A 24,058-nucleotide genomic window follows, 5' to 3' on the forward strand; every position below is an offset into this window, starting at 1 on the left:
CGAGGAGACCATGCAGCTGCGCATACAGGCCCAGCATGTCCGCAGTGACCAACGCTTCACCGTCACCATCGACATCGGCCACCGCGATCACCCCCCTCACACGCTAATCGAACAGATCAGCCCGTGAATATGTGTTCGAGTGTAATGGACGACGACTCTTACCGCAAGCGGCGACGGCATCACCGATGAGTCCGTCGAGGATGCCGATCAAGACCCCCCGTGGAGCGGCCGGGCAGCGCGGGCCCGGTCGAGCCGATTGTTACCGGCCTGCGGCGGGACCATAGGATGGTGTGTTGTGACTCCCGCCGATCTCGCCGCGCTGCTGAGCTCTGTCACCCGCACCGTCGTGGCAGACCATGACCTCGATACGTCATTGGTCCCCGACGCCGTGGTCATCGAGCGACCGCGCCATGCCGACCACGGTGATTACGCCACCAACGTCGCACTACAACTGGGCAAGAAGCTCGGGGTGAATCCGCGTGAGCTCGCCGGATGGCTGGCCGACGCCTTCGCTGCCGCCGACGGGATCGCCAAGGCCGAGGTCGCGGGCCCCGGATTCGTCAACATCTGGTTGGCCGCGGCCGCGCAGAACACCGTCGTCGCGACGGTCCTCGACCGGGGCACGCAGTACGGTCGCGGCGACGAATTCGCCGACAAGGTGATCAACCTCGAATTCGTCTCGGCCAACCCGACCGGGCCGATCCACCTCGGTGGCACCCGGTGGGCCGCGGTCGGCGATGCACTCGGACGTGTGCTCGCCGCGCGTGGAGCGGCGGTGACGCGCGAGTACTACTTCAACGATCACGGCGCCCAGATCGACCGATTCGCGCGGTCGCTGGAGGCCGCGGCACTCGGCGAGCCGACGCCCGAGGACGGGTACGCGGGCGAGTACATCGTCGACATCGCGCGTCAGGTCACCGAGCAGGTTCCCGATGTCCTCGACCAGCCGGAGGCGCAGCGGGTCGAGACCTTCCGTGCCGTGGGCGTCGATTTGATGTTCGACCACATCAAGAAGAGCCTGCACGAGTTCGGCACCGACTTCGACGTCTTCACCCACGAGAACAAGATGTTCGAGACCGGGCTCGTCGACGAGTGCATCGCCGAGCTCAAGGCCAACGGCAACCTGTACGAGTCCGACGGCGCCTGGTGGCTGCGCACCGAGCAGTACGGCGACGACAAGGATCGCGTCGTCATCAAGAGTGACGGCGAGGCCGCCTACATCGCCGGCGACATCGCCTACTACCGCGACAAACGCAACCGGGGCTTCAACCTGTGCATCTACATGCTCGGCGCCGACCACCACGGATACATCAAGCGGCTCAAGGCGGCCGCGGCCTCCCTCGGTGACGACCCGGGGACCGTCGAGGTGCTGATCGGGCAGATGGTGAACCTCGTGCGCGACGGCAAGCCGGTGCGGATGAGCAAGCGTGCCGGCACGGTCATCACCCTCGACGACCTCGTCGACGCGGTCGGTGTGGACGCCGCTCGGTACGCGCTGATCCGCTCGTCGATCGACGTCAACATCGACATCGACCTCGATCTGCTCGCCAAGCAGTCCAACGACAACCCGGTGTACTACGTGCAGTACGCGCATGCCCGCCTCGCCGCACTCGGACGCAACGCCGACGACCTCGGGCTCTCGGCGAGCACCGAGCACCTCGACCTGCTCGACACCGCCGAAGAGGGCGACCTCATCAAGACCCTCGGTGATTTCGACGAGGTGGTCGCGACCGCCGCGACTCTGCGTGAGCCGCACCGTATCTGCCGCTACCTCGAGAGCCTCGCCGGAACCTATCACCGCTTCTACGCGCACTGCCGCGTGTTGCCGCAGGGCGACGAAGAGGCCGGCGACATCCACCGCGCCCGGCTGGCCCTGTGTGCGGCGAGCCGTCAGGTTCTGGCCAACGGGTTGGCCCTGGTCGGCGTCGGCGCACCGGAGCGGATGTGAACGCCCACCCCGCCGGGCCTCGGCACGCCGACCTCGTGGCTGCCCCGCATCTGGCGCAGAAACCCAACGATCCCGCGGTACTCGCCGAGATCCCGGCCCAGGTGTGGCCGCGTAACGCCGTTCGCGACTCCTCGGGTGAACTGCAGATCGCCGGGGTCGGGGTGAGCGAACTCGCCGAGACCTTCGACACCCCGTTGTTCGTCATCGACGAGTCCGATTTCCGGTCACGCTGCGCGGACATGATCGACGCCTTCGGGCCCTACGGTCGCGTGCACTACGCGTCAAAAGCCTTCCTGTGCACCGAGATCGCGAAGTGGGTCGATCAGGAGGGCTTGTCGATCGACGTGTGCTCCGGTGGTGAGCTGGCGATCGCGTTGCACGCCGGGTTCCCGCCCGAGCGAATCGCCTTCCATGGCAACAACAAAAGTGTTGCCGAGCTCGCCGCGGCACTCGATGCGGGAGTCGGGCACATCGTCTGCGACTCGATGACCGAGATCGAGCGACTCGACGCACTCGCCGGCGAACGGGGACTCGTCGCCGACGTGCTGATCCGGGTCACCGTCGGCGTCGAGGCCCACACCCACGAATTCATCGCGACCGCGCACGAGGACCAGAAGTTCGGTTTCGCGTTGACCGGCGGGGTCGCCATGGAAGCGGTCCGCCGTGTCTTCGCGACCGACAACCTGCGGCTGGTCGGCCTCCACAGTCACATCGGGTCGCAGATCTTCGACATGGACGGCTTCGAGCTCGCCGCACACCGTGTCCTCGGCCTGCTGCACGACGTGGTCGCCGAGTTCGGCGTGGACAAGACCTCACAGATGTCGATCGTGGATCTCGGTGGGGGACTGGGTATCTCCTATGTTCCGGAGGATCGGCCGTTGCCGGTCGTCGCGGTGGCACAAACTCTGGCCGAGATCGTCAAGCGCGAATCGGCGGCGGTCGGGCTGCCGATGCCGACGCTCGCGGTCGAGCCCGGCCGCGCGATCGCCGGCCCCGGCACCATCACCCTCTACCGCGTCGGCACCATCAAGGACGTCGAACTCGGTGGGGGAGCGATTCGACGGTACGTGTCGGTCGACGGCGGCATGAGCGACAACATCCGCACGGTGCTCTATCAGGCCGAGTACGACGTGCGGTTGGTCTCGCGGGTGTCCGACGCCCCCGCGGTGGTCAGTCGCGTCGTCGGAAAGCATTGTGAGAGCGGCGATATCGTCATCAAGGACTGCTGGCTGCCGGAGGATCTGGCGCCCGGTGACCTGATCGCGGTGGCTGCGACCGGGGCTTACTGTTATTCGATGTCCTCGCGGTACAACATGGTCACCCGCCCGGCCGTCGTCGGTGTTGCCGACGGGACGGCCCGGGTGATCCTGCGGCGAGAGACGATCGACGATTTCCTGAGGCTGGAGGTGACCTAGGTGAGCCAGACACAAGACCCCACCGGAGCGGGTACACAGACACGATCCATCGGAGTCGCGGTGCTCGGTATGGGCAACGTCGGCACCGAGGTCGTGCGCATTCTCGAGGAGAGTGCCGACGATCTGCGCGCCCGGGTGGGCGCGCGACTCGAGGTGCGTGGCGTGGCGGTGCGCGATCTCGCCAAACCCCGCAAGATCGACTCCGAGCTGCTCACCGACGACCCGGCGTCGTTGGTCGCCCGTGACGACGTCGACGTCGTGGTCGAGCTGATGGGCGGAATCGACCCGGCCCGCAGCCTGATCCGTCATGCGCTCGAGAGTGGCAAGTCGGTCGTCACGGCCAACAAGGCACTGCTGGCCGAATACACCGGTGAACTCGCGACCGCGGCCGCGACCGCCCGCGCCGACCTGTACTTCGAGGCGGCGGTGGCCGGTGCCATCCCGGTGATCCGTCCGCTGACGCAGTCGCTGGCCGGCGACACCGTCGAGCGGGTGGCCGGAATCGTCAACGGCACCACCAATTTCATCTTGTCGGCGATGGATGCCGACGGTGACGATTACGAGGTGGTGCTCGCCGAGGCCGGTCGGCTCGGTTACGCCGAGGCCGATCCCACGGCCGACGTCGAGGGATACGACGCGGCGGCGAAGGCGGCGATCCTCGCGTCCATCGCCTTCCACACCCGGGTCACCGCCGCGGATGTGTACCGCGAGGGCATCACCGCGGTGACCTCCGCCGATCTGCTCGCCGCCCGCAAGTTCGACTGCACCATCAAGCTGCTCTCGATCTGCGAACGTGTGCGCGATACCGATGGCACGCAACGTGTTTCCGCTCGTGTCTATCCGGCGCTAATCCCGTTGAGCCATCCGCTCGCGACGGTCGGCGGTGCATTCAACGCCGTCGTCGTCGAGGCACAGAACGCTGGGAGATTGATGTTCTACGGACAAGGCGCCGGCGGGGCACCGACCGCCTCGGCGGTCCTCGGCGACCTGGTGATGGCCGCCCGCAACAAGGTGCACGGAGGTCGTGGACCGTTGGAGTCCACCTACGCCAAACTGCCCATCGCGTCGATCGGCGACGTGCCCACCCGCTACTACGTGTCGATGCGGGTCGCCGACCGCCCCGGAGTGCTCGCGCAGATCGCCAGTGAGTTCTCCAAGCGTTCGGTCAGTCTGGCCGCCGTACGGCAGGAAGGCGCGGGAGAGGATGCCCGGCTGATCGTCGTGACCCACCGCGCTCCCGACCGTGCTCAGTCCGAATGCGTTGCGGCACTGGAAGACATGGACGAAGTACTCAAGGTGTCGAGTGTTCTGCGATTGGAAGGTACCGATGACTGACGCCCCGTCGACCCCGCTCGCCCCCGTGCATTCGGGGTGGCCCGGACTCATCGAGGCCTACCGGTCGCGGTTGCCGGTCGCCGACGACTGGAAGGTGATCACCCTGCTCGAGGGTGCGACCCCGCTCGTTGCGGCGCCGTATCTCTCGGAGCTCACCGGCTGCGAGGTGTACCTCAAGGTGGAGGGTCTGAATCCGACCGGGTCGTTCAAGGACCGCGGTATGACCATGGCCGTCTCCAACGCGGTCAACAACGGCAAGACCGCGGTGCTGTGCGCGTCCACCGGCAACACCTCGGCGTCGGCGGCCGCCTACGCCACCCGCGCCGGGATCACCTGTGCGGTGCTGATCCCGCAGGGCAAGATCGCGATGGGCAAGCTCGCGCAGGCGGTCATGCACGGCGCCAAGATCATTCAGGTGCAGGGCAACTTCGACGACTGTTTGGAGCTCGCCCGCAAGGCGACCGCCGAATTCACCGAGATCGAGCTCGTCAACTCGGTCAACCCGGCCCGCATCGAGGGGCAGAAGACCGCGGCCTTCGAGATCGTCGACGTCCTCGGCCGCGCTCCTGATGTCCATGCGTTGCCGGTCGGCAACGCCGGCAACATCACCGCCTACTGGAAGGGCTACTCGGAGTACCACACCGACGGGATCGCCTCGTCGCGTCCGCGCATGCTCGGTGTCCAGGCGGCCGGCGCGGCGCCGCTGGTCAGCGGGGAGCCCGTGGCCGACCCGGAGACCATCGCCACCGCGATCCGGATCGGTAACCCGGCCAGCTGGCATCAGGCCGTGGCCGCCAAGGACGAATCCGGCGGGCAGTTCCGCGCCGCCACCGACGAGAAGTTGCTCGAGGCCTACCGTCTCGTCGCGGGCCGCGAGGGTGTCTTCGTCGAACCCGCGTCGGCGGCCAGTGTCGCGGGCCTGCTCGCCGCGCGTGAGGAGGGCTGGGTGCGTGCCGGGGAAACCGTCGTGTGCACCGTGACCGGCAACGGACTCAAGGATCCCGACACCGCGTTGTCGGGGATGCCCGAGGTGGAAGCGATCGACGTCGACCCGGTGGCGGTGGCCCATGCCCTCGGCGTCGCCTGAATCGCTCATGGTCACCCCGGACACGGTGTATCGGCAACTGCCCGAAGGTATTTCAACTCGGGTTCGGGTTCCGGCGTCGAGTGCGAACCTGGGGCCGGGATTCGACTGCCTCGGTATCGCGCTCGGCATCCACGACGAGGTGACGGTCACGACCACCGACACCGGGCTCACGGTCGAGGTGATCGGTGAGGCGGCCGAGCAGGTTCCTCTCGACGCGAACCATCTCGTCGTGCGCGCCATCCTGAGCGGTCTGGCGCACGCCGGCTTCTCGGTGTCCGGCATGCACCTGCGCTGCGTCAACGTCATCCCGCACTCGCGCGGTCTGGGATCGTCGGCGGCCGCCTCGGTCTCCGGCCTGGCCGCCGCGTCGGGACTACTGGCGGCGTCGGGGGTCGCCGCACCGCTGACCACCGACGAACTCGTGCAACTCTCCAGCGAGTTCGAAGGTCACCCGGACAACGCCGCCGCATCGGTACTCGGCTCGGCCGTGGTGACCTGGACCGAACGCACCGACGACCGCGACCGCTACCAGGCTCGTGGTCTTCGGGTGCACCCCGACATCAGCGCCACCGTGTTCGTGCCGTCCACCGAGTCGTCGACCGCCTTCACGCGCGGACTGCTGCCCGACGAGGTGCCACGCGCCGACGCCGTGCACAACCTGAGCCGTGCGGCCCTGGCGGTGGTTGCGCTGACCAGCGACCCTAGTTGCCTGCTCGCGGCCACCGAGGATCGTCTGCACCAGCCATACCGGGCAGCCGCGATGGGACCGACCGCAGAGCTCGTCGCCGCGCTGCGCAAGCGGGGACATGCGGCCACGGTCTCCGGCGCGGGACCGAGCGTACTGGTCCTCGGCGGTGCACCGCTCCCATCCGACGCCCGTGACCTCGGAATCGAGTACGGATTCGTTCCGCAGACCGTCGAAATCGCGGGCGGAGTCGAGATAGGCTGACGCCCGAGGCCGGCACGAGCAACGACCCATTCGCCGAGGTCGAGCCGGTGGGGGTCGGGATGTGAAGACGTCGGGGAGGACGAGCGGGGAATGCACACGCCGAATGCGGCACGGAGTACCTCAGGGACACGGAGTACCGCAGGGACACGGAATACGGCGGGGACACGGCGTGTTGCCCCATCTGGGACGACGCGTTATCATATCCTCGTCTAGCCGCGAAGGCTCGTTCAGCCATGTTCTCGGGTAATCAGCTTGGTGGTCCACTCCGTAGAGGAGCCGCCTCCACAGCGGAACGAACGGTTCACCGATACCGACCCGACAATCACCTCCTCGAGCCGGCACCCAACTGGCGCACCCGAGTACAGGAGTGACACTCGCAGCCGGAGACCACGATCTCTCACCCGTCCACCGAGGGCGGGCATGCCCGACGAACCTCGGCATCTGACAACCGAGGGCGACGGCGGAATGAAGCCCCTTGCGGCACACGGTTTGCAAGGGAATGAAAGGACATCCGTGACCGATACGGACCTGATCACCGCACCCGCTTCCGCAGACACGACCACCGAAGCGGCGGCGCCGAAGACCCGCGCCCGCAGCGCCCGAACCGGACTGTCCGGCATGGTGCTGAGCGAACTCCGTGCGCTCGCCGGGGAACTGGGCATCAAGGGCACCTCAGGCATGCGCAAGGGTGACCTCATCGCTGCGATCAAGGAGCGCCAGTCCGGCGGATCGCCGAAAACCGGCGAGCAGGCCAAGGCCGGTTCCCCCGAACAGATGACAATCACCGCCGACGAGCCCACCGGCCGTCCGACGCGTGGACGCGCGAGCAAGAACGGCGCCGCCGAGACCGGCGCAGGCGAGACCAGCGCACGCGAGAACGGCACCTCCCGGACGTCTGCCGCGGACTCCGACGCGGCAGCCGGCGCCGAGAAGACCGACGCGGCACCGAAGAAGCGCTCCGAGCGCGAGTCCACCGACACTTCCGGCGAGTCGACGAGCGGTGGCGGCGAGGCCCGCACCGAGCGGCGCGACAATCGCGCCGACGCCGAGGGCGACGACGCGTCGGGCAACCAGCGCAACCGCAATCGCAACCGCAACAACCAGAACCGTGAGGGTGGCCAGAACCGCGAGTCGGGCCAGAATCGCGAGGGCAACCGGAACGGCGGTAACAACCAGGGCGGTAACAACCAGGGCGGGCAGGGCCAGAACGGCAACCGCGACAACAACCGCGACGACGACGACGACCAGGGCGGCCGACGCCGCGGACGTCGGTTCCGCGAGCGGCGTCGTGGGCGCGACCGCGAGAACACCTCGGGCGAGCCGCAGATCTCCGAGGACGACGTCATCGCGCCCGTCGCGGGCATTCTCGATGTGCTCGACAACTACGCGTTCGTCCGCACCTCGGGGTACCTCGCCGGCCCCAACGACGTCTACGTCTCGATGAATCTCGTGCGCAAGAACGGCTTACGCCGCGGTGACGCCATCACCGGTGCGGTGAAGGTGCCCCGCGAGGGTGAGCAGCCCAATCAGCGGCAGAAGTTCAATCCGCTGGTGCGACTCGACACCGTCAACGGTGCCGAGGTCGAGGCCGCCAGAAAGCGCCCGGAGTTCGGCAAGCTGACACCGCTCTATCCGAATCAGCGCCTGCGCCTGGAGACGACCCCTGATCGCCTGTCGACCCGCGTGATCGATCTGATCATGCCGATCGGCAAGGGGCAGCGAGCATTGATCGTGTCGCCGCCGAAGGCCGGTAAGACCACGATCATCCAGGACATCGCGAACGCAATCACCACCAACAACCCGGAATGCCATCTCATGGTGGTGCTCGTCGACGAGCGCCCCGAAGAGGTGACCGATATGCAGCGCTCGGTCAAGGGTGAGGTCATCGCCTCGACGTTCGACCGTCCGCCGTCAGATCACACCTCCGTCGCCGAGCTGGCCATCGAGCGCGCCAAGCGTCTGGTCGAGGGTGGCAAGGATGTCGTGGTGTTGCTCGACTCCATCACCCGTCTCGGTCGCGCCTACAACAACGCCTCGCCGGCGTCGGGTCGCATCCTCTCCGGTGGTGTCGACTCGACCGCGCTGTATCCGCCGAAGCGTTTCCTCGGCGCCGCGCGCAATATCGAGAACGGCGGGTCGCTGACGATCATCGCCTCCGCGCTGGTCGAGACGGGCTCCACCGGCGACACGGTGATCTTCGAGGAATTCAAGGGCACCGGTAACGCCGAACTCAAACTCGACCGCAAGATCGCCGACCGCCGGGTGTTCCCGGCCGTCGACGTCAATCAGTCGAGCACACGTAAGGACGAGCTGTTGATGTCGCCCGAGGAATTCGGGATCGTCTACAAACTCCGTCGTGTGCTGAGCGGCCTCGATTCGCAGCAGGCGATCGACCTGTTGATCAGCCAGCTCAAGAAGACCAAGACCAACGTCGAGTTCCTGATGCAGGTGCAGACCAATGCGCCAGGCGCGATGAAGGACGACTGAGACAGGTCTCGCCACAGGGCATTTGGCCCGCTGGGCCTTGACCACCTCAAGCCGCCCTCGACCATCCAGCGATGGTTGAGGGCGGCTCGATTCGTCCGGTGGCCTGCCTGTTGCGGGCGCGGGCGGCTCAGGCGACCAGGTCGGTCAGTAGATGATCCCAGGCAGCGAAGACCGGTGCGGGAACCGGGCCGGTCTGGGTGAGCACGAGGCTGCAGGCGCCGTGCCGGTCGTACAGCTCGATCGAGCCGGTGCGTCCCCACACTCCGTCCGACCAGGTGATCCAGGACTCGGCGACCAGACCGAAATTGATCATCGCCCGCGCGCGCCCGGAGGCCACGACCATCTGGCCGCGGTGCTCGCGGGCGCCGTCGAGCTGGTCGTGGCGCATCTGGATACACCCGGGTGCACAGGTGGCCGTCGTCATCGCCATGCCCAGGAGTGCAGCGTGTTCGAGCGCGGCGATCACCTGCCGGTCGTCGACCCTGCGGAAACCGGCATCGGAAAGACCCGGGAGTTCGGTGCGTCGCGCGACACCGCCGTCGGCAAGGATGGAATCGAATTGGGTGATCTGGTCGTCGTCGGCGCGGACAGGTGTCGGCGTCGACCAGCTCGCAGGGGCGTCGGGACCGTATGAGTCGAGGCCGGCGGCGTCGGCGAAGCTCGGATCGGCGCGCCCGAGTCCGATCGACTCGAAGGCCAGCCGGTCACTGAGCTCGGTGAGATACGTGGCATGAGCGGTGTTCCCGTCGACGTCGAAGAACCGCAGGGTCGGCGGGACATGTGCGGCGGGTTCGGTGATCAGCGCCGACCCCAGACGAGCGGGGTTGAGCCGCAACGTGATACGCGAGGCATCGCACCGGATCGGTCCACCCGGATGCACCGGCGGCTCGTGGGCGCCGACGTCATTGCACACCACCGGCCCCGCCACGGTGACGCCGACCACCTGGTCGAGATGTGGAAGATGCGCTCCGACGACGGCGGGCTCGACGCCGAGTACAGTGCCGGTGAAACCCGGGGAGGCCATCAGCGTCGCGAGATCGCTGGTACCCGAACTCCCTGGCGCACAACCACATCCCTGGTCGCGCCGACAGCCCCGCGACAGGGACGTGCCGGAGCCGTCGGGGGCGTCTTCATGGCCGGGAGTGGACTCGGGGTTGGTGGGCATGACGCCCTTCCTTTCCTAGTAGACGTCGCGCAGGTAGCGCTTGTCCTTCTTCAGTTGATCGAGGTAGTCACCGGCCTGATCGGCAGAGCGGGAACCGTGCTCGGCGATGATCTCGGTGAGTGTGGTCTCCACGTCGCGCGCCATCCGGGTGGCGTCGCCGCACACATACAGGTGCGCACCGGATTCCAGCCACGCGAAGAGTTCCGCCCCCTGCTCACGCATCCGGTCCTGTACATAGACCTTGCGATCCTGATCACGGGAGAACGCGAGATCCACACGGGTGAGCACACCGTCGGCGCGGAATTGGTCGATCTCATCGGCGTAGAGATAGTCGGTGGCGTGATGCCGGTCGCCGAAGAACAGCCAGTTCCGTCCCGAACAGCCGCGGGCCTGCCGCTCGTGCAGGAACGCACGGAACGGTGCGATTCCGGTACCCGGCCCGATCATGATCGTCGCGGCGTCGTCGGCCGGCAGCCGGAACGACTTGTTGGGGGTGATGAAGACGTCGACGGTGTCGCCGTCGTGGCGGCGATCGGCGAGGAACGTCGAACACACCCCACCACGTTCGCGTTCGCCGGAGCGGTAGCGGACGGTGGCCATGGTGATGTGCACGGTGCCCTGGTGTGCACGGGGACTCGACGAGATGGAGTACACCCGGTGCGCCAACGGACGCAGTTCGGCGAGCAACTCCTCGGGGGTGATCGTCAGGGACGGGTCGACCTCGAGGAGGTCGAGCACGTCCTTGCCCCACAGCCACGCGTCGAGTGCCTCCTTGTCGCCGGTGGACACCAGGTGCAGCAACTCCGGATCCTGACTGCGCGAGGCGATGTAGTCGACGAGATACTTCGACGGCGTCGCGATCTCGTACTGACGTGTCAGGGCATCACGCAACGTGCGGGTGGACTTGCGATCGGTGATCGGCTCGTCGCCGGTCGCTCCGAGACGGCTGATCACGCGTTCCACCAGAGCAGCGTCGTTGACCGGGGCGATGCTGATACCGTCGCCCGGCTCGTAGGTGATTCCGCTGTCGCCCAACGAGATCACCAGATGACGAACTTCCTTGTCCGATCCCGGGCCGGACAACACCGTGTTGGCGACGATGGTCGCCGGATACGGATTCTTGCGCCCCCACTTCGCCGGCGTACGGGGCCTGGTTGCCGGGGCGGGGGCAACGGTTTCGGCCGCAGCGGGGACCGAAGGCTGGGTGGCCGGTGCCGAGGAGTCATATGCCGAGGAGTCGGGGGCGGTGGAATCGGAGGTGTCGGTGTCGACGGTGGCCAGCGCGGTGATCGCGCCCGAGATCCACTCGCGGGCGGGTTCCTCGTAGTCGACGTCGCAGTCGACCCGGTCGATCACCCGGGTGGCGCCGAGTTCGGCCAGTCGGGCGTCGATGTTCTTCCCGGCCTGACAGAACCCGTCGTAGATCGAATCACCCAGCGCCAGAACGCCGTAGAACAACCCGTCGAGGCGGGGTGCGTCGGGTGCGGCGAGTGCTTGCCAGAACAGTTCACCGTTGTCGGGCATGTCGCCCTCGCCGTAGGTGGAGGTGATCACCACCAGTCGTCGCACCGCAGTCAGGTCGCCGAGTTCGAGGGCGTCGAGACCGCAGAACTGGGGGACGAATCCCTGCGCGCCAGCCTGTTCGACGAGTTGCTCGGCGAGGTATTCGGCGGTCCCGGTCTGGGAGCCGAACACGACCTGCAGGGCGATCCCGGTCGGCGCGGCCGCCTGGACCGCGCCGATGGGCTGCGCGGTGGCCGATCCGGCCATCGCGATCTTGGTGTTCAATCCCGCGAGAAATCCCGCCAGCCAAGCCTTCTGATCGCCGGTGAACGGGACGTCGGAGGGAATGTAGGGCAATTGCATCTCAGGAGACCTCCGGTAGGACTGCGGCGGCCGAACGCGCGAGGGACTCGGCGACGTCGGGGATCGCCCGCATGGCGAACAGTTCGTCGAAACTCGGTAGCCGACCGAGTCGTTCTCGATTGCGGCGGTCCTGGTGGAGAATCCAGCCGTAGGTGCCGGGGGCATCCATCGAGCGCACATTGCGGCGTTCGAGTGCCGCCTTGTAGTCGTCGACGCGTTTTGCGGAGATGAGCGCGGCGATCTGCTCGGAGTCGTACTGCGCCAGAATGTCTCGCACATAGCGGGACACCCGGGCGATGAGATCGTGATCCTCGGTCAGGATCAGATTGCGTGCCGAACGCGCGAGGAACTCCTCACTCGGCGAACCCGTTGCCGCCCTGGCGCCCCGGTGGTTCAGTCGCGCGCCTGCGACCTCGCGGGCGAGTTCGAAAACCGTGAAAGCGCCCAGCAAGCGGTACATGTCGGCATCGTCGGTGTGGCCGTACTCGGGCACCACACCCTCGACGACGGGTGTCCCGGAGCGCAGATCGGTCTTGAGGGTTCGGATCTGGCCGAGTGCCATCGCCCCGACGAGTTCATCGCGTAGCGCTCGCGGGCTCAGCGTCGCCATGAGGGTGTCGGCGTCCTGGTGGGCAAGCAACGCCCGGGGTAACGCATAGCTGACGTAATGCCGTTCGGTCTCCCAGTTCTCGAGCAGCCGTGTGGCCAACGCCGAGCCGGTGGCCTCGGCGTGCATCTGCAGCAGGGTGAACGCGGCATGGTGATGGATCGGGGCGAGTGGATCGCCGACGCCGGTGATCGCACCGACGATCACCGAGTCGTTGCTGATCCGTTCGGCAAGTTCGCATCCGGGATCGTATTGATAGAGAAAGCCGCCGCTCATCCCGTTTCCCAGGCCGTTGCCGTAGCCGCCGAGGTTGAACACGGCACCGCCGGTCATGTACTCACAACCGAATTCGCCGAGCCCCTCCACGACGGCGGTGGCACCGGAGTTGCGGACCGCGAAGCGATCTCCGGCCTCACCCTCGACGAACAGGCGCCCGCCGGTGGCCCCGAACAGGGCGAAGTTCCCGATGAGGACGTTGCCACCGAGCGCGGGGGAGCCGCCTCCGGGGGACCGCACCACGACGGTGCCGCCGCACATGGACTTGCCCACTCCGTCGTTACAGGTTCCGTGGTGTTCCAGCCGCATCCCGTCGTTGCAGAATGCGGCATAGGACAATCCGGCCGAACCGGAGGTGGCGACGACCACGGTATCGGCGTCGAGGTGGCATCGGCCGCGATCGTCGCGGATCGCGGCGGTGACCTCGGGGACGGTCCCGTGATTGAGCCGCCGCTCGATGTCGACGGCGAGTTGTGCACCGACACTTCGGTTGCGGTTGGTCAGCACCACCGGTGTGGTGTGGACCCTGTCGCGGGACTCATCGACAAGCGCGCGCCAGACCTGTTCGCCGAGCGCGTCATCGACGCGGTAATCCCGTTCGAGATAGACCGGATCGGTGATCTCGGGTGCCTCGATCCGCGCGAGCAGGGCTTGCGGGCGCAGACCGGAGACCAGTGCGGGATGATCGATCAGCCGGAGCAGATCGGTGCGTCCCCGGGCGGCGCGCAGATCCGGCAATCCGAGGTCGGCGAGGAGTTCGCGGACCTCGTGGGCGACATTGAGCAGATACTGCGCCATCGCCCGTGGATCGCCGTCGAACACCTCCGGATTGGTGGTGAGTCCGGCCGGGCACTTGATGTTGCAGTTCTTGGCCATCACGCAACCGATCATCATCAGTGCGGCGGTGCCGAATTCGAAGCTGTCGGCACCGAGGAGAGCAGAGACGAGCACGTCGCGTCCGGTCTGGTGTGCGCCGGAGGTCCGCAGCACCACCTTCTGGCGCAGCCCGTGCACCGACAACGCCTGATGGACCTCGGCGAGCCCGATCTCGGCGGCTCGGCCCGCATACCGCAGGCTCGTCACCGACGCCGCGCCTGTTCCGCCGGTGTTGCCCGCCACGTTGATGACGTCGGCGCCGGCCTTGGCGACACCGACCGCGATGGTGCCGATGCCCTCAGAACTGACGAGTTTGACGATCACCCGAACACGCGCGGCCTTGCAGTCGTGGATGAGCTGGGCGAGATCCTCGATGGAGTAGGTGTCGTGGTGCGGCGGTGGGCTGACGAGTTCGACGCCCGGGGTGCCGCCACGGGCGGCGGCGATCTCGACGGTCACCTTGGGTGCCGGGAGTTGGCCGCCCTCACCGGGTTTGGCTCCCTGGCCGATCTTGATCTCGAGCTCGGTGAGCATCGGGTCGGCGAGGTATCCGGCCCAGATCCCGAATCGTCCGGAGGCGAATTGCTTGATCCGCGAGGCGCGCAACGTCCCATAGCGCGAGAGATGTTCGCCCCCCTCGCCGCAATTGGACAGGCCACCGACCATGTTGGTGCCGTGGGCGACCGCCTCATGGGCGGGTGCGACGAGTGCGCCGTGACTCATTGCGCCGGAGGCGAAGGTCGCCGTGATCTCATGTGCGGGTTGCACGTCGGTGAGCGCGATCGGTGGGGTGTCGGCCACCGGCTCCAGGATGTCGCGCAACGCGCTCGGGCGGCGGGCCCGCGTGGCCGCCAGATCGGCGACGAAACCGCGATAGGCGTCGGTGACGGTGAACCGATCGATCTCGGCGGGACTCAATGCCGCAAAGCTGCTGTCCTCGTAGACCTCGTCACCCAGACCGAACGCGTCGGCGAGGGTGGCCAGGGTGAGCAGGCGGACCGTGTCACCGAGCCCCTCGGCCTCTGCTTTCGTCGATTCGCCTCGCGCCGAGGAGAAATGGATCTTCTCGTCGACGAGGGCGCCGTATCCGCGGACGGCCGCGGCGCCGAACGAGTGTCCCGCGCCCTCGGCACGTTCCTTGAACAGGCCGAGCAGGGGTAGGTCGGCGTCGGCAGCCGGTATTGGCACGCTCATCGCCGCGCTGTGTGCGGCTCCGAGGGCCTCGACGATCGGCTGTAGCCCCACACCGCCGACGGGTGCCCGCAGATTCGGGAACCAGTGGTGCAGATCCTGCTCGGCGGTGTCGAGGAAGGCCGGTTCGAAGAACTCACCGCCGATGTAGCTTTCGACCGTGCAGAGCCCGACCCGGCCCATGGTCTTGCACAGCGATTTCTCGGCGGCCTTGCGCCACCGGGCGAACCCCTCCTCGTCGGGTGCCCGCCGGGCCACCGTGTGTGGATGCACCGCGGCGGCACCGAACCCGAGGATCGCCGCGAGATGATGCGACGATTCGACCTGGCCGGTGTCGACGACGACCGAGATCCGCAGGCGCACCCCGGCGGAGATGAGTTGCTGATTGACCGCCGACACCGTGAAGATCATCGGCAGCGCCGCCCGTTCGGGACCGATCCCGCGGTCGCTGAGGACGGCGATACCGCCGGTGGCCGAAGCGAACTCGACGATTCGAGCGCCGAGACGGTCGATCGATTCGACGAGGTGGATGCGATCGGCGTCGGCGTCGACTCCCCGCTCGAATGTCGCGTCGAAGAGCTGCACTGGTGATTCCGACTGTGCCATCAGCAGTCCGAGCTCGCCGGCGGTGAGAATCGGTGTGCCGAGTACGATCTGGCGTCCTTCGGACGGGTCCGGCTCGGCGTTGATGTCCGGGCGCCGGCCGAGTGCGACCCGCAGGCTCATCCCGTCGGCCTCCCGGATGGAGTCCAGTGGCGGATTGGTCACCTGCGCAAAACGCTGCGAAAAGAACCGTGACACATTGGGTTCGACGTTGGTCAGCGGATTGATGGCGTTGCCGAAGCCCATCGCGGAGACCCGCTCGACGCCGTCGGCGAGCATCGGGTCGATGAAGTACCGGAAGCTCTCCTGATCCAGATTGTAGGCGCGGTAGCGCTGATGATCGGTGAGATCGTGCTCGGCGGCCGTGGCCGGGATGTCATTCGACGAGGACTCGGCCGAGGTGTGCGCTGCGGCGATATCGGCGAGATCGACCTTCGCCGCGCGCAGCAAGGCGGGGTAATCCCGTGCGGTGGAGAGCTTTTCGTAGGCGTCGGCGGTGGTGTAGACGCGATGCTCGCGATGGTCGTAGTAGATCATCCCGCCCGCGGAGACGCGGCCGCGGGCGATCACGGTGTCGGGATCGAAGTCGACCTGCCCGGCTTCGGAGAAGGCGCACAGGTATTCGGTGGTCTCGACGGTGCGCAGCGGCCGCAGGCCGAGACGGTCCAGTCGCGCGCCGATGATCGTACCGTCACCGAAGACGACCGCGGCGGGTCCGTCGTTCTTCTCCTCGTAGAGCGAGAAGTACTCGAACATCGCCCGGACGCGGTCCGACAGCGTCGGATCGTTCTCCCATGCCGGCGGCATCATCGACACGATCGTCGTGACCAGGTCGGTCTGGTCGTTGATCACCCGAGCGGCCACGGTCTGGTCGAGGCGGCTGGAGTCGGACTGGCCGGGTGGACGCACGATGGGCCGTCGGGCTGCCGCGGCGGCGGAGACCTGGGCGATCCGGTTCTTTTTGTCGGTGTTGAGTTCGCCGTTGTGCGCGAGGAACCGGAACGGCTGCGCCATCGTGGGATGCGGGTCAGTGTTGGTGGAGAAGCGCGTGTGGAAGAACAGGGTGTGCACGCGATGATCGGGATCGGCGAGGTCGAGGAAGTAGTCGATGACCTCGGGGGAGGACAGTCGTCCTTTGAGGACCTGTGTGCGTGCCGACAGTGAGAGCGGATAGAGCCCGGCAAGCGCGGGCGCCGTGTAGCCGATCGCCTCGATGTGCAGAAGCGCCTGCTGGACGAGACGGTCGAGGTCCACCGGCTCGGGGCACGGTTGCGGTGCTGCGAAGATCCACTGGCGGATCGGGAGCTGGAAGTCGACGGCGGCCTCGCGGAGAACGTCGTCGTCGACCGGCACGTCGCGCACACACAACACTGTGAATCCGCGGTCGGCCATCGTGCGCTCGATCAACCGGGTGGCCTTGGCGGCCGACTCCTCGGTGGTCGGCAAGAAGAAGTTGCCGACGCAGAACTGGCCGAGGCGCAGGTCGGGGCGGCCGGTGAGTTTGCGGAAGAACCGTTGGGACAGGTCGATGCAGATGCCGCCGCCGTCGCCGACGCCCAACGCGGACATGCCGCCGCGGTGGGGTACCGAACACAGTGCGGCACGCGCCTTGTCGATCACGCTGTGCTTCTGGACGCCGTCTTTACGGGTGATGAAGCCCACCCCACAACTGCTCTTCTCGTCGCTGGGGTCGACCAGCAGCTGCTGGTGACCGTGCCGATCGGCCTGCATTCGTCTCCTCGTGTGCCCGCGTATCCACTCGATGTGCCGGCCTCGGCGGTGACGTCCGAGTGAGCCGGTCGGCGATGTCCGCTGCGACGATGAAGCGAACATCAGAGGCACTATAACTTAGCCAAGCCTTACCAACATGAGCGTGCCCTAAATATGTCGCCGATGGCGGGAATGAACCCGTGGGTGGGTCTGTTGAGGCCGGTGAACCCTTCGGTGGGGCACGTCGTCACCGGTCACCGACGATTTCGGTCCGGTGCGGTACGCGTGGCATACTGATCGGTCGAGTCCGGTTCCGGTTCACACCGACGATCCGCGTCGGTGACCCGGCGACCACGAGAAAGGGACACCAGAGATGAAGCAGGGAATCCATCCCGATTACCACGCGACCACCGTCGTGTGCGGCTGCGGCAACACGTTCGAGACCCGCAGCACCGCTGCCAACGGTCGCATCAACGTGGAAGTCTGCTCGCAGTGCCACCCGTTCTACACGGGCAAGCAGAAGATCCTCGACACCGGCGGTCGCGTCGCGAAGTTCGAGGCTCGCTACGGCAAGCGCAAGAAGGCCGACGCCGCCAAGTAGACCCGTCGACGACGCCCGCCCGGTTCAGCAAGAACCGGCCGGGCGTCGTTTGTCTTTGGTGGGCGTGGTCGCAGATCGAATTCCCGGTGGCATCGGTGCCACACACGCCGTGTTCGCGCCGCGCCGCGATGCAGGAGGAAGAGCGAGGAGCGGAGCGACAAGGCGATGACGACGAAGAGCGGTGCAGTAGGGCGCGAACACCGCACCGGCGGAGCCGGTGCCAAAGGTACTGCGCCGCGCCGCGATGCAGGACGAAGAACGAGGAGCGCAGCGACGACGTGATGAGGACGAAGAGCGGTGAGTAAAGGCGCAGGTGCACGCGCGGACGGAGTCCGCGCCGAAGGTACTGCGCCGCGCCGCGATGCAGGACGAAGAACGAGGAGCGCAGCGACGACGTGATGAGGACGAAGAGCGGTGAGTAAAGGCGCAGGTGCACGCGCGGACGGAGTCCGCGCCGAAGGCACTGCGCCGCGCCGCGATGCAGGAGGAAGAGCGAGGAGCGGAGCGACAAGGCGATGACGACGAAGAGCGGTGCAGTAGGGCGCGAACACCGCACCGGCGGAGCCGGTGCCAAAGGAACCGCCATCGACGACATCCTCGCCGAGCATGCGGGTTTGGAGACCCAGCTCGCCGATCCGTCGTTGCATGACGATCCGGCGATGGCGCGTCGCGTGGGTAAGAGGTTCGCCGAGTTGGCTCCGATCATGGCAACGCATGCCCGTTTGCAGTCTGCGCGTGACGATCTCGCGGCGGCACGGGAGCTCGCCGCCGACGATGCCGGTTTTGCCGAGGAGATCCCGGCGCTCGAGGAGACGGTGGCAGAACTCGATGCGACGCTGACCGATCTGCTCGCCCCGCGTGACCCGCACGACGCCGACGACGTGGTGCTCGAGATCAAATCCGGTGCGGGCGGCGAGGAGTCGGCGTTGTTCGCCGCGGATCTGGCACGTATGTACCTGAAGTACTGCGAGCGACACGGGTGGAAGGCCGAAATGCTGGGTATCACCGAGTCCGATCTCGGCGGCTACAAGGAAGCCACGATGTCGATTCGCTCGCGTGAGGTGTCGCGGGACGGGGTGTGGTCGCGATTGAAGTTCGAGGGCGGTGTGCACCGCGTGCAGCGGGTGCCGGTCACCGAGTCGCAGGGGCGCATTCACACGTCGGCGGCCGGGGTGCTCATCTACCCGGAACCCGATGAGGTGGAGCAGGTCGCGATCGACGAGTCGGATCTGCGGATCGACGTGTATCGCTCGTCGGGTAAGGGTGGGCAGGGCGTCAACACCACCGACTCGGCGGTGCGCATCACCCACCTTCCGACCGGGATCGTTGTGACCTGCCAGAACGAGCGTTCGCAGCTGCAGAACAAGGCGCGTGCGATGCAGGTGCTCGCCGCCCGATTGCAGTCCGCGGCAGAGGAAGAGGCGCAGGCCGCGGCTGCGGAGGGACGGGCGGCACAGATCCGCACCGTCGATCGGTCCGAACGGATCCGCACCTACAACTTCCCGGAGAACCGGATCACCGATCACCGCATCGGTTACAAGGCGAACAATCTCGATGCCGTGCTGAGTGGTGACATGGACGCGTTGCTCGATGCGCTCGTCGCGGCCGACCGGCAGGCGCGCCTCGAGGCGCAGTGACCCGATCGGTCCGGGACGTGATCGCTTCGGCGACCACGGTTCTCGCATCTGTGGGGGTCGACTCCCCGGCCGCTGACGCGCGATGGCTGCTCGCCCACGTGCTCGGCGTCTCGCAGGGTCGGCTGTTGCTGGTCGACGATATCAGCGACGCCGTGGCGAAGGATTACGACGATCTCGTCGCCGCGCGTGCCCGTCGGGTTCCGCTGCAGCATCTCACCGGATCGGCATCGTTCGGGCCGGTCGAGCTCGCCGTCGGGCCGGGGGTGTTCGTCCCGCGTCCGGAGACCGAGCTGCTCTACGCTTGGGCGCTCGAGGTGGCAGAAGGGGACAGTCCCACGATCGTCGACCTCTGCAGTGGCAGTGGGGCGCTGGCGATCGCGCTGGCCGTGTCGCTGCCGAGGGCGCGGGTGCACGCCGTGGAGCGCTCCCCGATCGCGGCACAGTGGTTGCGCCGCAACGTCGATGACGCCGGGGTCACCGACCGCGTCCACGTTCATCTCGGCGATGCGACCGATTCCGCCGCGGTGTCGGCGTTCGTCGGCGGCCCGGTGGACCTCGTGGTGAGCAATCCTCCTTATGTGCCCACGGGTGTGCCGGTGTCGCAGGAGGTGCAGGCTGACCCGGCCGAAGCGGTGTTCGGTGGTGGCGACGGCATGTCGGTGATCACCCCGATGGTCGGGGTGATCGCCGAGATCTTGCGGTCCGGTGGCCGGGTCGGGATCGAACACGACGACACGACGTCGGCGTCGGTGGTTGCGGTGATGACGGGGTCGGGCGCCTTCGACGAGGTGCAGGAACATCGGGATCTCGCCGGCCGTCCGAGGTTCGTCACGGCCCGTGCGAGGATGGACCGGTGAGCTCACTTTTCGACTGTGCAGATCCCGACCAGCGAGCCACCGGAATCCGGGCGGCGGTCGGTGCCGCCAAGTCCGGCCGGCTGATCGTCATGCCCACCGACACGCTGTACGGAATCGGTTGCGACGCATTTGATTCCGAAGCTGTCGCGGAGCTGTTGGCGGCCAAGGGTCGGGGCCGCGACATGCCGGTTCCGGTGCTCGTCGGCTCCTGGCATACCGTCGACGGACTCGTTCTCGGCGTCAGCTCCGCGACGCGTGCGCTCGTGGAGGCGTTCTGGCCGGGTGGGTTGTCGCTGGTGGTGCAGCAGGCGCCGTCACTGGCCTGGGATCTCGGCGACACCGACGGCACCGTGATGCTGCGGATGCCGCTGCATCCGGTGGCCATCGAGATCCTGCGTGAGGTCGGGCCGATGGCGGTGTCGAGCGCCAATGTCTCGGGCCAGTCGCCGTCGACGACCGCGCAGGAGGCCCGCACGCAACTCGGTGATTCGGTGTCGGTCTATCTCGACGGCGGACCGTCGCCGAAGGCACAGGCCTCGACGATCGTCGATCTGACCGGCCGGGCGCCGCGCATCCTGCGTCAGGGGGCGGTGAGCGCCGACGACATCGCCGCGGTCCTCGACATCGACCCGGCGAGCCTGGTGCAGCAGTGACGGGTCCGATCCGGTGATGGGTGCCGGCGACGATGCGATCGACGCCGAGCTCGCCACGCTGATCGACCGCGAAACCCGGCGTCGCGCGCAGACATTGCAGTTGGTCGCGGGGGAGACGGTCGCGAGCCCGGCGGTTCGGCGCATTCTCGCGACACCGCTGGCCGACACCTATGCCGAGGGATATCCGGGCGCGCGCTACCACGGCGGGTGCGAGGTTGTCGACGAGATCGAGGAGCTGGCGATCGCCCGTGCCGCCTCGTTGTTCGGCGCCGAGTATGTCAACGTGCAGCCGGTGTCGGGAACGGCGGCGGCGTCGGCGGTCTATGCGGCATTCGCCCAGCCGGGCGACCCGGTGTTGTCGCTGCGACTCGATCACGGGGGCCATCAGACGCACGGTTCGCGCGCGAATTTCTCCGGTCGCTGGTTCACCACCATCCGGTACGCCGTCGGTGAGGTCGACGAACTCGTCGACTACGACCAGATTCGTGATCTCGCGCTGCTGCACCGTCCGCGGTTGCTGGTCGCCGGGTCGGCAACCTATTCACGGCTGTTCGATTTTCCGACTCTTCGCCAGATCGCCGATGAGGCCGAATGCATCCTGTGGGTCGACGCCGCACACCTGGGCGGGTTGGTCGCCGGTGGGGTGGCGCCGAGTCCGGTGCCCCATGCCGACGTCGTGACGATGGTCACGCACAAGGTGCTGCGTGGTCCACGCGGTGGGCTGCTGCTGGGCGCCGACCGTCATCGTGCAGCGCTGCAGAAAGCGGTGTTCCCGTTCACCCAGGGCGCTCCGTCGATGCATGTGATCGCGGCCAAGGCCGCAACGTTCGCCGAGGCGGCGACGGCGACCCACGCGCATTACGTCTCGAGGACCGTCGAGAACGCGAGGGCCCTCGCCGCTGCGCTGACCGAGCGCGGGCTACGCATCGTCAGCGGTGGCACCGACACCCATCTCGCGGTCGTTGACGTCTCGGTGACCGGGCTCAGCGGAGTCCAGGCGCAGCAGCGCCTCCACGATGCCGGGATCGTCGTCGACAAGGCGGTGCTTCCGTTCGAGCACCGGCCGGTCGCCGAGGGGTCGGCCATTCGCATCGGCACCCCGATCGCGACCCTCGCCGGCGCGGACGCCGCCGCAATGACGCAGATCGCCGACTGGATGGTCGCCGCACTGTCCGATCCGTCCCAACACGCACGAATCCGCGGCTCGGTTGCCGAGTTGCTCGGCGGGTAGCCTGTTCGCGTGCCGGAACCCCTCTCGACCTTGCGCGCCACCGAGCGAGGTCCTCGATGAGCGTGGTTGAGCCCGGCGTGGCGCACACAGTCGCGGCACTGGCCGCGCCCGGGGTGGGTGAGGGGCTCGGTGTGCCGTTCCGCGAGCTGCTGCTCGTCGGATTGAGTGCGGCCGCGGTCACCTACCTGCTCACCTCTGCGGTACGGGTCCTCGCGATCAAGATCGGGGCGGTGGCCGTGCCACGGGCACGTGACGTGCACGTCATCCCGACCCCACGTCTCGGTGGCCTCGGGATGTTCGCCGGGATGGTCGCGGCGGTCGCCCTGGCCGCGAATCTGCCCGCGCTGAACCGGGGTTTCGCCTACACCAATGACATCGGGGCGGTGATCTCGGCGGGCGCGGTGATCGTCATCGTCGGTGCGATCGACGACCGATGGGGGCTGGACGCGCTGACCAAGTTCGTCGGTCAGCTCACCGCCGCCGGTGTGATGGTGGTGATGGGGGTCAGCTGGATCCAGTTCCCGGTGCCCTTCGGCGATATCGGCACGGTGGTCCTCGACCCGTTCCAGTCCGGGTTGCTGACCGTCGTGATCACCGTCGCCACCATCAATGCGGTCAACTTCGTCGACGGGCTCGACGGTCTCGCCGCAGGTCTGGGGTTCATCGCGGCGTCGGCGATCTGCCTGTTCTCGTTGGGACTGCTGCGTGACCAGGGCGGCGACGTCAGCTACTACCCGCCCGCGCTGATCTCGGTGGTTCTGGCCGGTGCGTGCCTCGGCTTCCTGCCGCACAACTTCTCGCCCGCGCGTATCTTCATGGGCGACTCCGGGGCCATGCTGATCGGGCTGATGCTCGCGGCCGCGTCGACCAGCGCCTCCGGTCGTATCGCGGTCTATGCCTACGGGCCGGCGGACGTGTTCACGCTGCTGTTGCCGCTGATCCTGGTCGCTGCGATCGTGTTCGTCCCGATGCTCGACATGCTGATGGCGATCGTTCGCCGCACCCGCGCCGGAGTCGGGTTCTATACGCCGGACAAGATGCACCTGCATCACCGGTTGCTCGAACTCGGGCATTCACAGCGACGGGTCGCGGTGATCATCTATCTGTGGGTCGCGATCCTGGCGTTCTCGGCGGCGGCGAGCACCCTGTTCCCGATGGCGGTGGTCGCGCCCGCCTTCGCCGGTGGTCTGGTGCTGGCGATGTTGGTAACCATGGCCCCGCGCCTGTCCCGTCGGATCGCGCAGATGCGCACCGCGCACGCGGGACCGATGGTCGGCGGTCGCGGCGGCCGCTGAGGCGCACCTGTCCATGGGGCCAGGTAACCCGATGGTAAAGACCATGTACTATGAGCCGTAGTAGTTCGGCGGTGGGCACGGTGCCGTCGGCAACGGATCGGCTGTTCGACGCCGGTTCACCTACCTGCTCCGCGGTCCCGCACCCCCTGGTGGTGGCGGTCACGGCGCTTGGTAGGGTCTCAGCAATGCGGAGCGTACGCTCGGTGGCTCTCGGCTGCCAGTGAGTACGCCCGATCCCGTGTGCCGTCCTGTGTGTACCGCACGGAGGG

15 protein-coding genes are annotated in these 24,058 nt (G+C 67.3%); 12 read left to right on the forward strand and 3 right to left on the reverse strand.

Annotation, left to right across the window (positions count from 1 at the left end):
* Positions 1 to 295: 295 nt before the first annotated feature.
* The 6 genes from argS to rho all read left to right on the forward strand — a co-directional run bounded on the left by argS (position 296) and on the right by rho (position 9,221).
* Positions 296 to 1,948 (forward strand): arginine--tRNA ligase, encoded by a 1,653-nt coding sequence (gene argS, locus P3L18_RS26370; protein ID WP_276115794.1) that lies wholly within the window; start codon positions 296 to 298, stop codon positions 1,946 to 1,948.
* Positions 1,945 to 3,363, forward strand: coding sequence for a diaminopimelate decarboxylase (lysA, locus tag P3L18_RS26375; protein WP_006368541.1), 1,419 nt, complete (start codon positions 1,945 to 1,947; stop codon positions 3,361 to 3,363). The genes argS and lysA overlap by 4 nt, the downstream gene beginning before the upstream one ends.
* Complete coding sequence (locus P3L18_RS26380) at positions 3,364 to 4,698, forward strand: homoserine dehydrogenase (RefSeq protein ID WP_079929344.1); 1,335 nt, start codon at positions 3,364 to 3,366, stop codon at positions 4,696 to 4,698.
* Positions 4,691 to 5,785 carry a threonine synthase gene (gene thrC / locus P3L18_RS26385; protein ID WP_006368539.1) on the forward strand — a complete coding sequence of 365 codons (1,095 nt, stop codon included), beginning with the start codon at positions 4,691 to 4,693 and terminating at the stop codon, positions 5,783 to 5,785. Before P3L18_RS26380 ends, thrC begins: the two co-directional genes overlap by 8 nt.
* Complete coding sequence (gene thrB, locus P3L18_RS26390; RefSeq protein ID WP_006368538.1) at positions 5,766 to 6,734, forward strand: homoserine kinase; 969 nt, start codon at positions 5,766 to 5,768, stop codon at positions 6,732 to 6,734. Before thrC ends, thrB begins: the two co-directional genes overlap by 20 nt.
* A 513-nt stretch (positions 6,735 to 7,247) precedes the next feature.
* Positions 7,248 to 9,221, forward strand: coding sequence for a transcription termination factor Rho (rho, locus tag P3L18_RS26395; RefSeq protein WP_079929345.1), 1,974 nt, complete (start codon positions 7,248 to 7,250; stop codon positions 9,219 to 9,221).
* 127 nt (positions 9,222 to 9,348) lie between these two features.
* On the opposite strand, the gene P3L18_RS26400 is transcribed toward rho, so the two are convergent.
* From P3L18_RS26400 to P3L18_RS26410, 3 genes are read right to left on the reverse strand one after another with little or no spacing between them, the layout of a single operon-like run.
* On the reverse strand, positions 9,349 to 10,386 hold the full coding sequence (locus P3L18_RS26400; protein ID WP_006368536.1) for a hypothetical protein: 1,038 nt from the start codon (positions 10,384 to 10,386) through the stop codon (positions 9,349 to 9,351).
* A 15-nt stretch (positions 10,387 to 10,401) separates the two neighbouring features.
* Positions 10,402 to 12,252, reverse strand: a complete 1,851-nt coding sequence (locus tag P3L18_RS26405) for a sulfite reductase subunit alpha (protein WP_276115795.1) — start codon at positions 12,250 to 12,252, stop codon at positions 10,402 to 10,404.
* Between the two features lies 1 nt (position 12,253).
* Positions 12,254 to 17,536, reverse strand: a complete 5,283-nt coding sequence (locus P3L18_RS26410; protein ID WP_276115796.1) for a glutamate synthase-related protein — start codon at positions 17,534 to 17,536, stop codon at positions 12,254 to 12,256.
* A gap of 352 nt (positions 17,537 to 17,888) precedes the next feature.
* Here P3L18_RS26410 and rpmE point away from each other — a divergent pair, with 352 nt between their 5' ends.
* From rpmE to P3L18_RS26440, 6 genes are all read left to right on the forward strand, one after another.
* A complete protein-coding gene (rpmE, locus tag P3L18_RS26415) occupies positions 17,889 to 18,116 on the forward strand; it encodes a 50S ribosomal protein L31 (RefSeq protein WP_006368533.1) in 228 nt (75 codons plus the stop codon).
* Positions 18,117 to 18,631: 515 nt separating this feature from the next.
* Entirely contained in the window at positions 18,632 to 19,753 is a 1,122-nt protein-coding gene (gene prfA / locus P3L18_RS26420) for a peptide chain release factor 1 (RefSeq protein WP_276115797.1), read from the forward strand.
* On the forward strand, positions 19,750 to 20,610 hold the full coding sequence (gene prmC, locus P3L18_RS26425) for a peptide chain release factor N(5)-glutamine methyltransferase (RefSeq protein ID WP_006368531.1): 861 nt from the start codon (positions 19,750 to 19,752) through the stop codon (positions 20,608 to 20,610). The genes prfA and prmC overlap by 4 nt, the downstream gene beginning before the upstream one ends.
* Entirely contained in the window at positions 20,607 to 21,263 is a 657-nt protein-coding gene (locus P3L18_RS26430; RefSeq protein ID WP_006368530.1) for an L-threonylcarbamoyladenylate synthase, read from the forward strand. The genes prmC and P3L18_RS26430 overlap by 4 nt, the downstream gene beginning before the upstream one ends.
* Positions 21,264 to 21,279: 16 nt before the next feature.
* Positions 21,280 to 22,494 carry a serine hydroxymethyltransferase gene (locus tag P3L18_RS26435; protein WP_079929350.1) on the forward strand — a complete coding sequence of 405 codons (1,215 nt, stop codon included), beginning with the start codon at positions 21,280 to 21,282 and terminating at the stop codon, positions 22,492 to 22,494.
* Positions 22,495 to 22,550: 56 nt separating this feature from the next.
* Positions 22,551 to 23,789, forward strand: coding sequence for an MraY family glycosyltransferase (locus tag P3L18_RS26440; protein WP_006368528.1), 1,239 nt, complete (start codon positions 22,551 to 22,553; stop codon positions 23,787 to 23,789).
* Positions 23,790 to 24,058 lie beyond the last annotated feature (269 nt).

Origin of the sequence: Gordonia sp. N1V, from assembly GCF_029269935.1 — a bacterium.
In the GTDB taxonomy this organism is placed as follows: domain Bacteria; phylum Actinomycetota; class Actinomycetes; order Mycobacteriales; family Mycobacteriaceae; genus Gordonia; species Gordonia polyisoprenivorans.

Coding starts and splice junctions, on each gene's coding strand:
- prfA (WP_276115797.1), top strand. CDS start 18,632: ATGACGACGAAGAGCGGTGCAGTAGGGCGCGAACACCGCACCGGCGGA.
- P3L18_RS26410 (WP_276115796.1), bottom strand. CDS start 17,536: ATGCAGGCCGATCGGCACGGTCACCAGCAGCTGCTGGTCGACCCCAGC.
- P3L18_RS26440 (WP_006368528.1), top strand. CDS start 22,551: ATGAGCGTGGTTGAGCCCGGCGTGGCGCACACAGTCGCGGCACTGGCC.
- thrC (WP_006368539.1), top strand. CDS start 4,691: ATGACTGACGCCCCGTCGACCCCGCTCGCCCCCGTGCATTCGGGGTGG.
- P3L18_RS26405 (WP_276115795.1), bottom strand. CDS start 12,252: ATGCAATTGCCCTACATTCCCTCCGACGTCCCGTTCACCGGCGATCAG.
- thrB (WP_006368538.1), top strand. CDS start 5,766: ATGCCCTCGGCGTCGCCTGAATCGCTCATGGTCACCCCGGACACGGTG.
- P3L18_RS26435 (WP_079929350.1), top strand. CDS start 21,280: ATGGGTGCCGGCGACGATGCGATCGACGCCGAGCTCGCCACGCTGATC.
- P3L18_RS26400 (WP_006368536.1), bottom strand. CDS start 10,386: ATGCCCACCAACCCCGAGTCCACTCCCGGCCATGAAGACGCCCCCGAC.
- rpmE (WP_006368533.1), top strand. CDS start 17,889: ATGAAGCAGGGAATCCATCCCGATTACCACGCGACCACCGTCGTGTGC.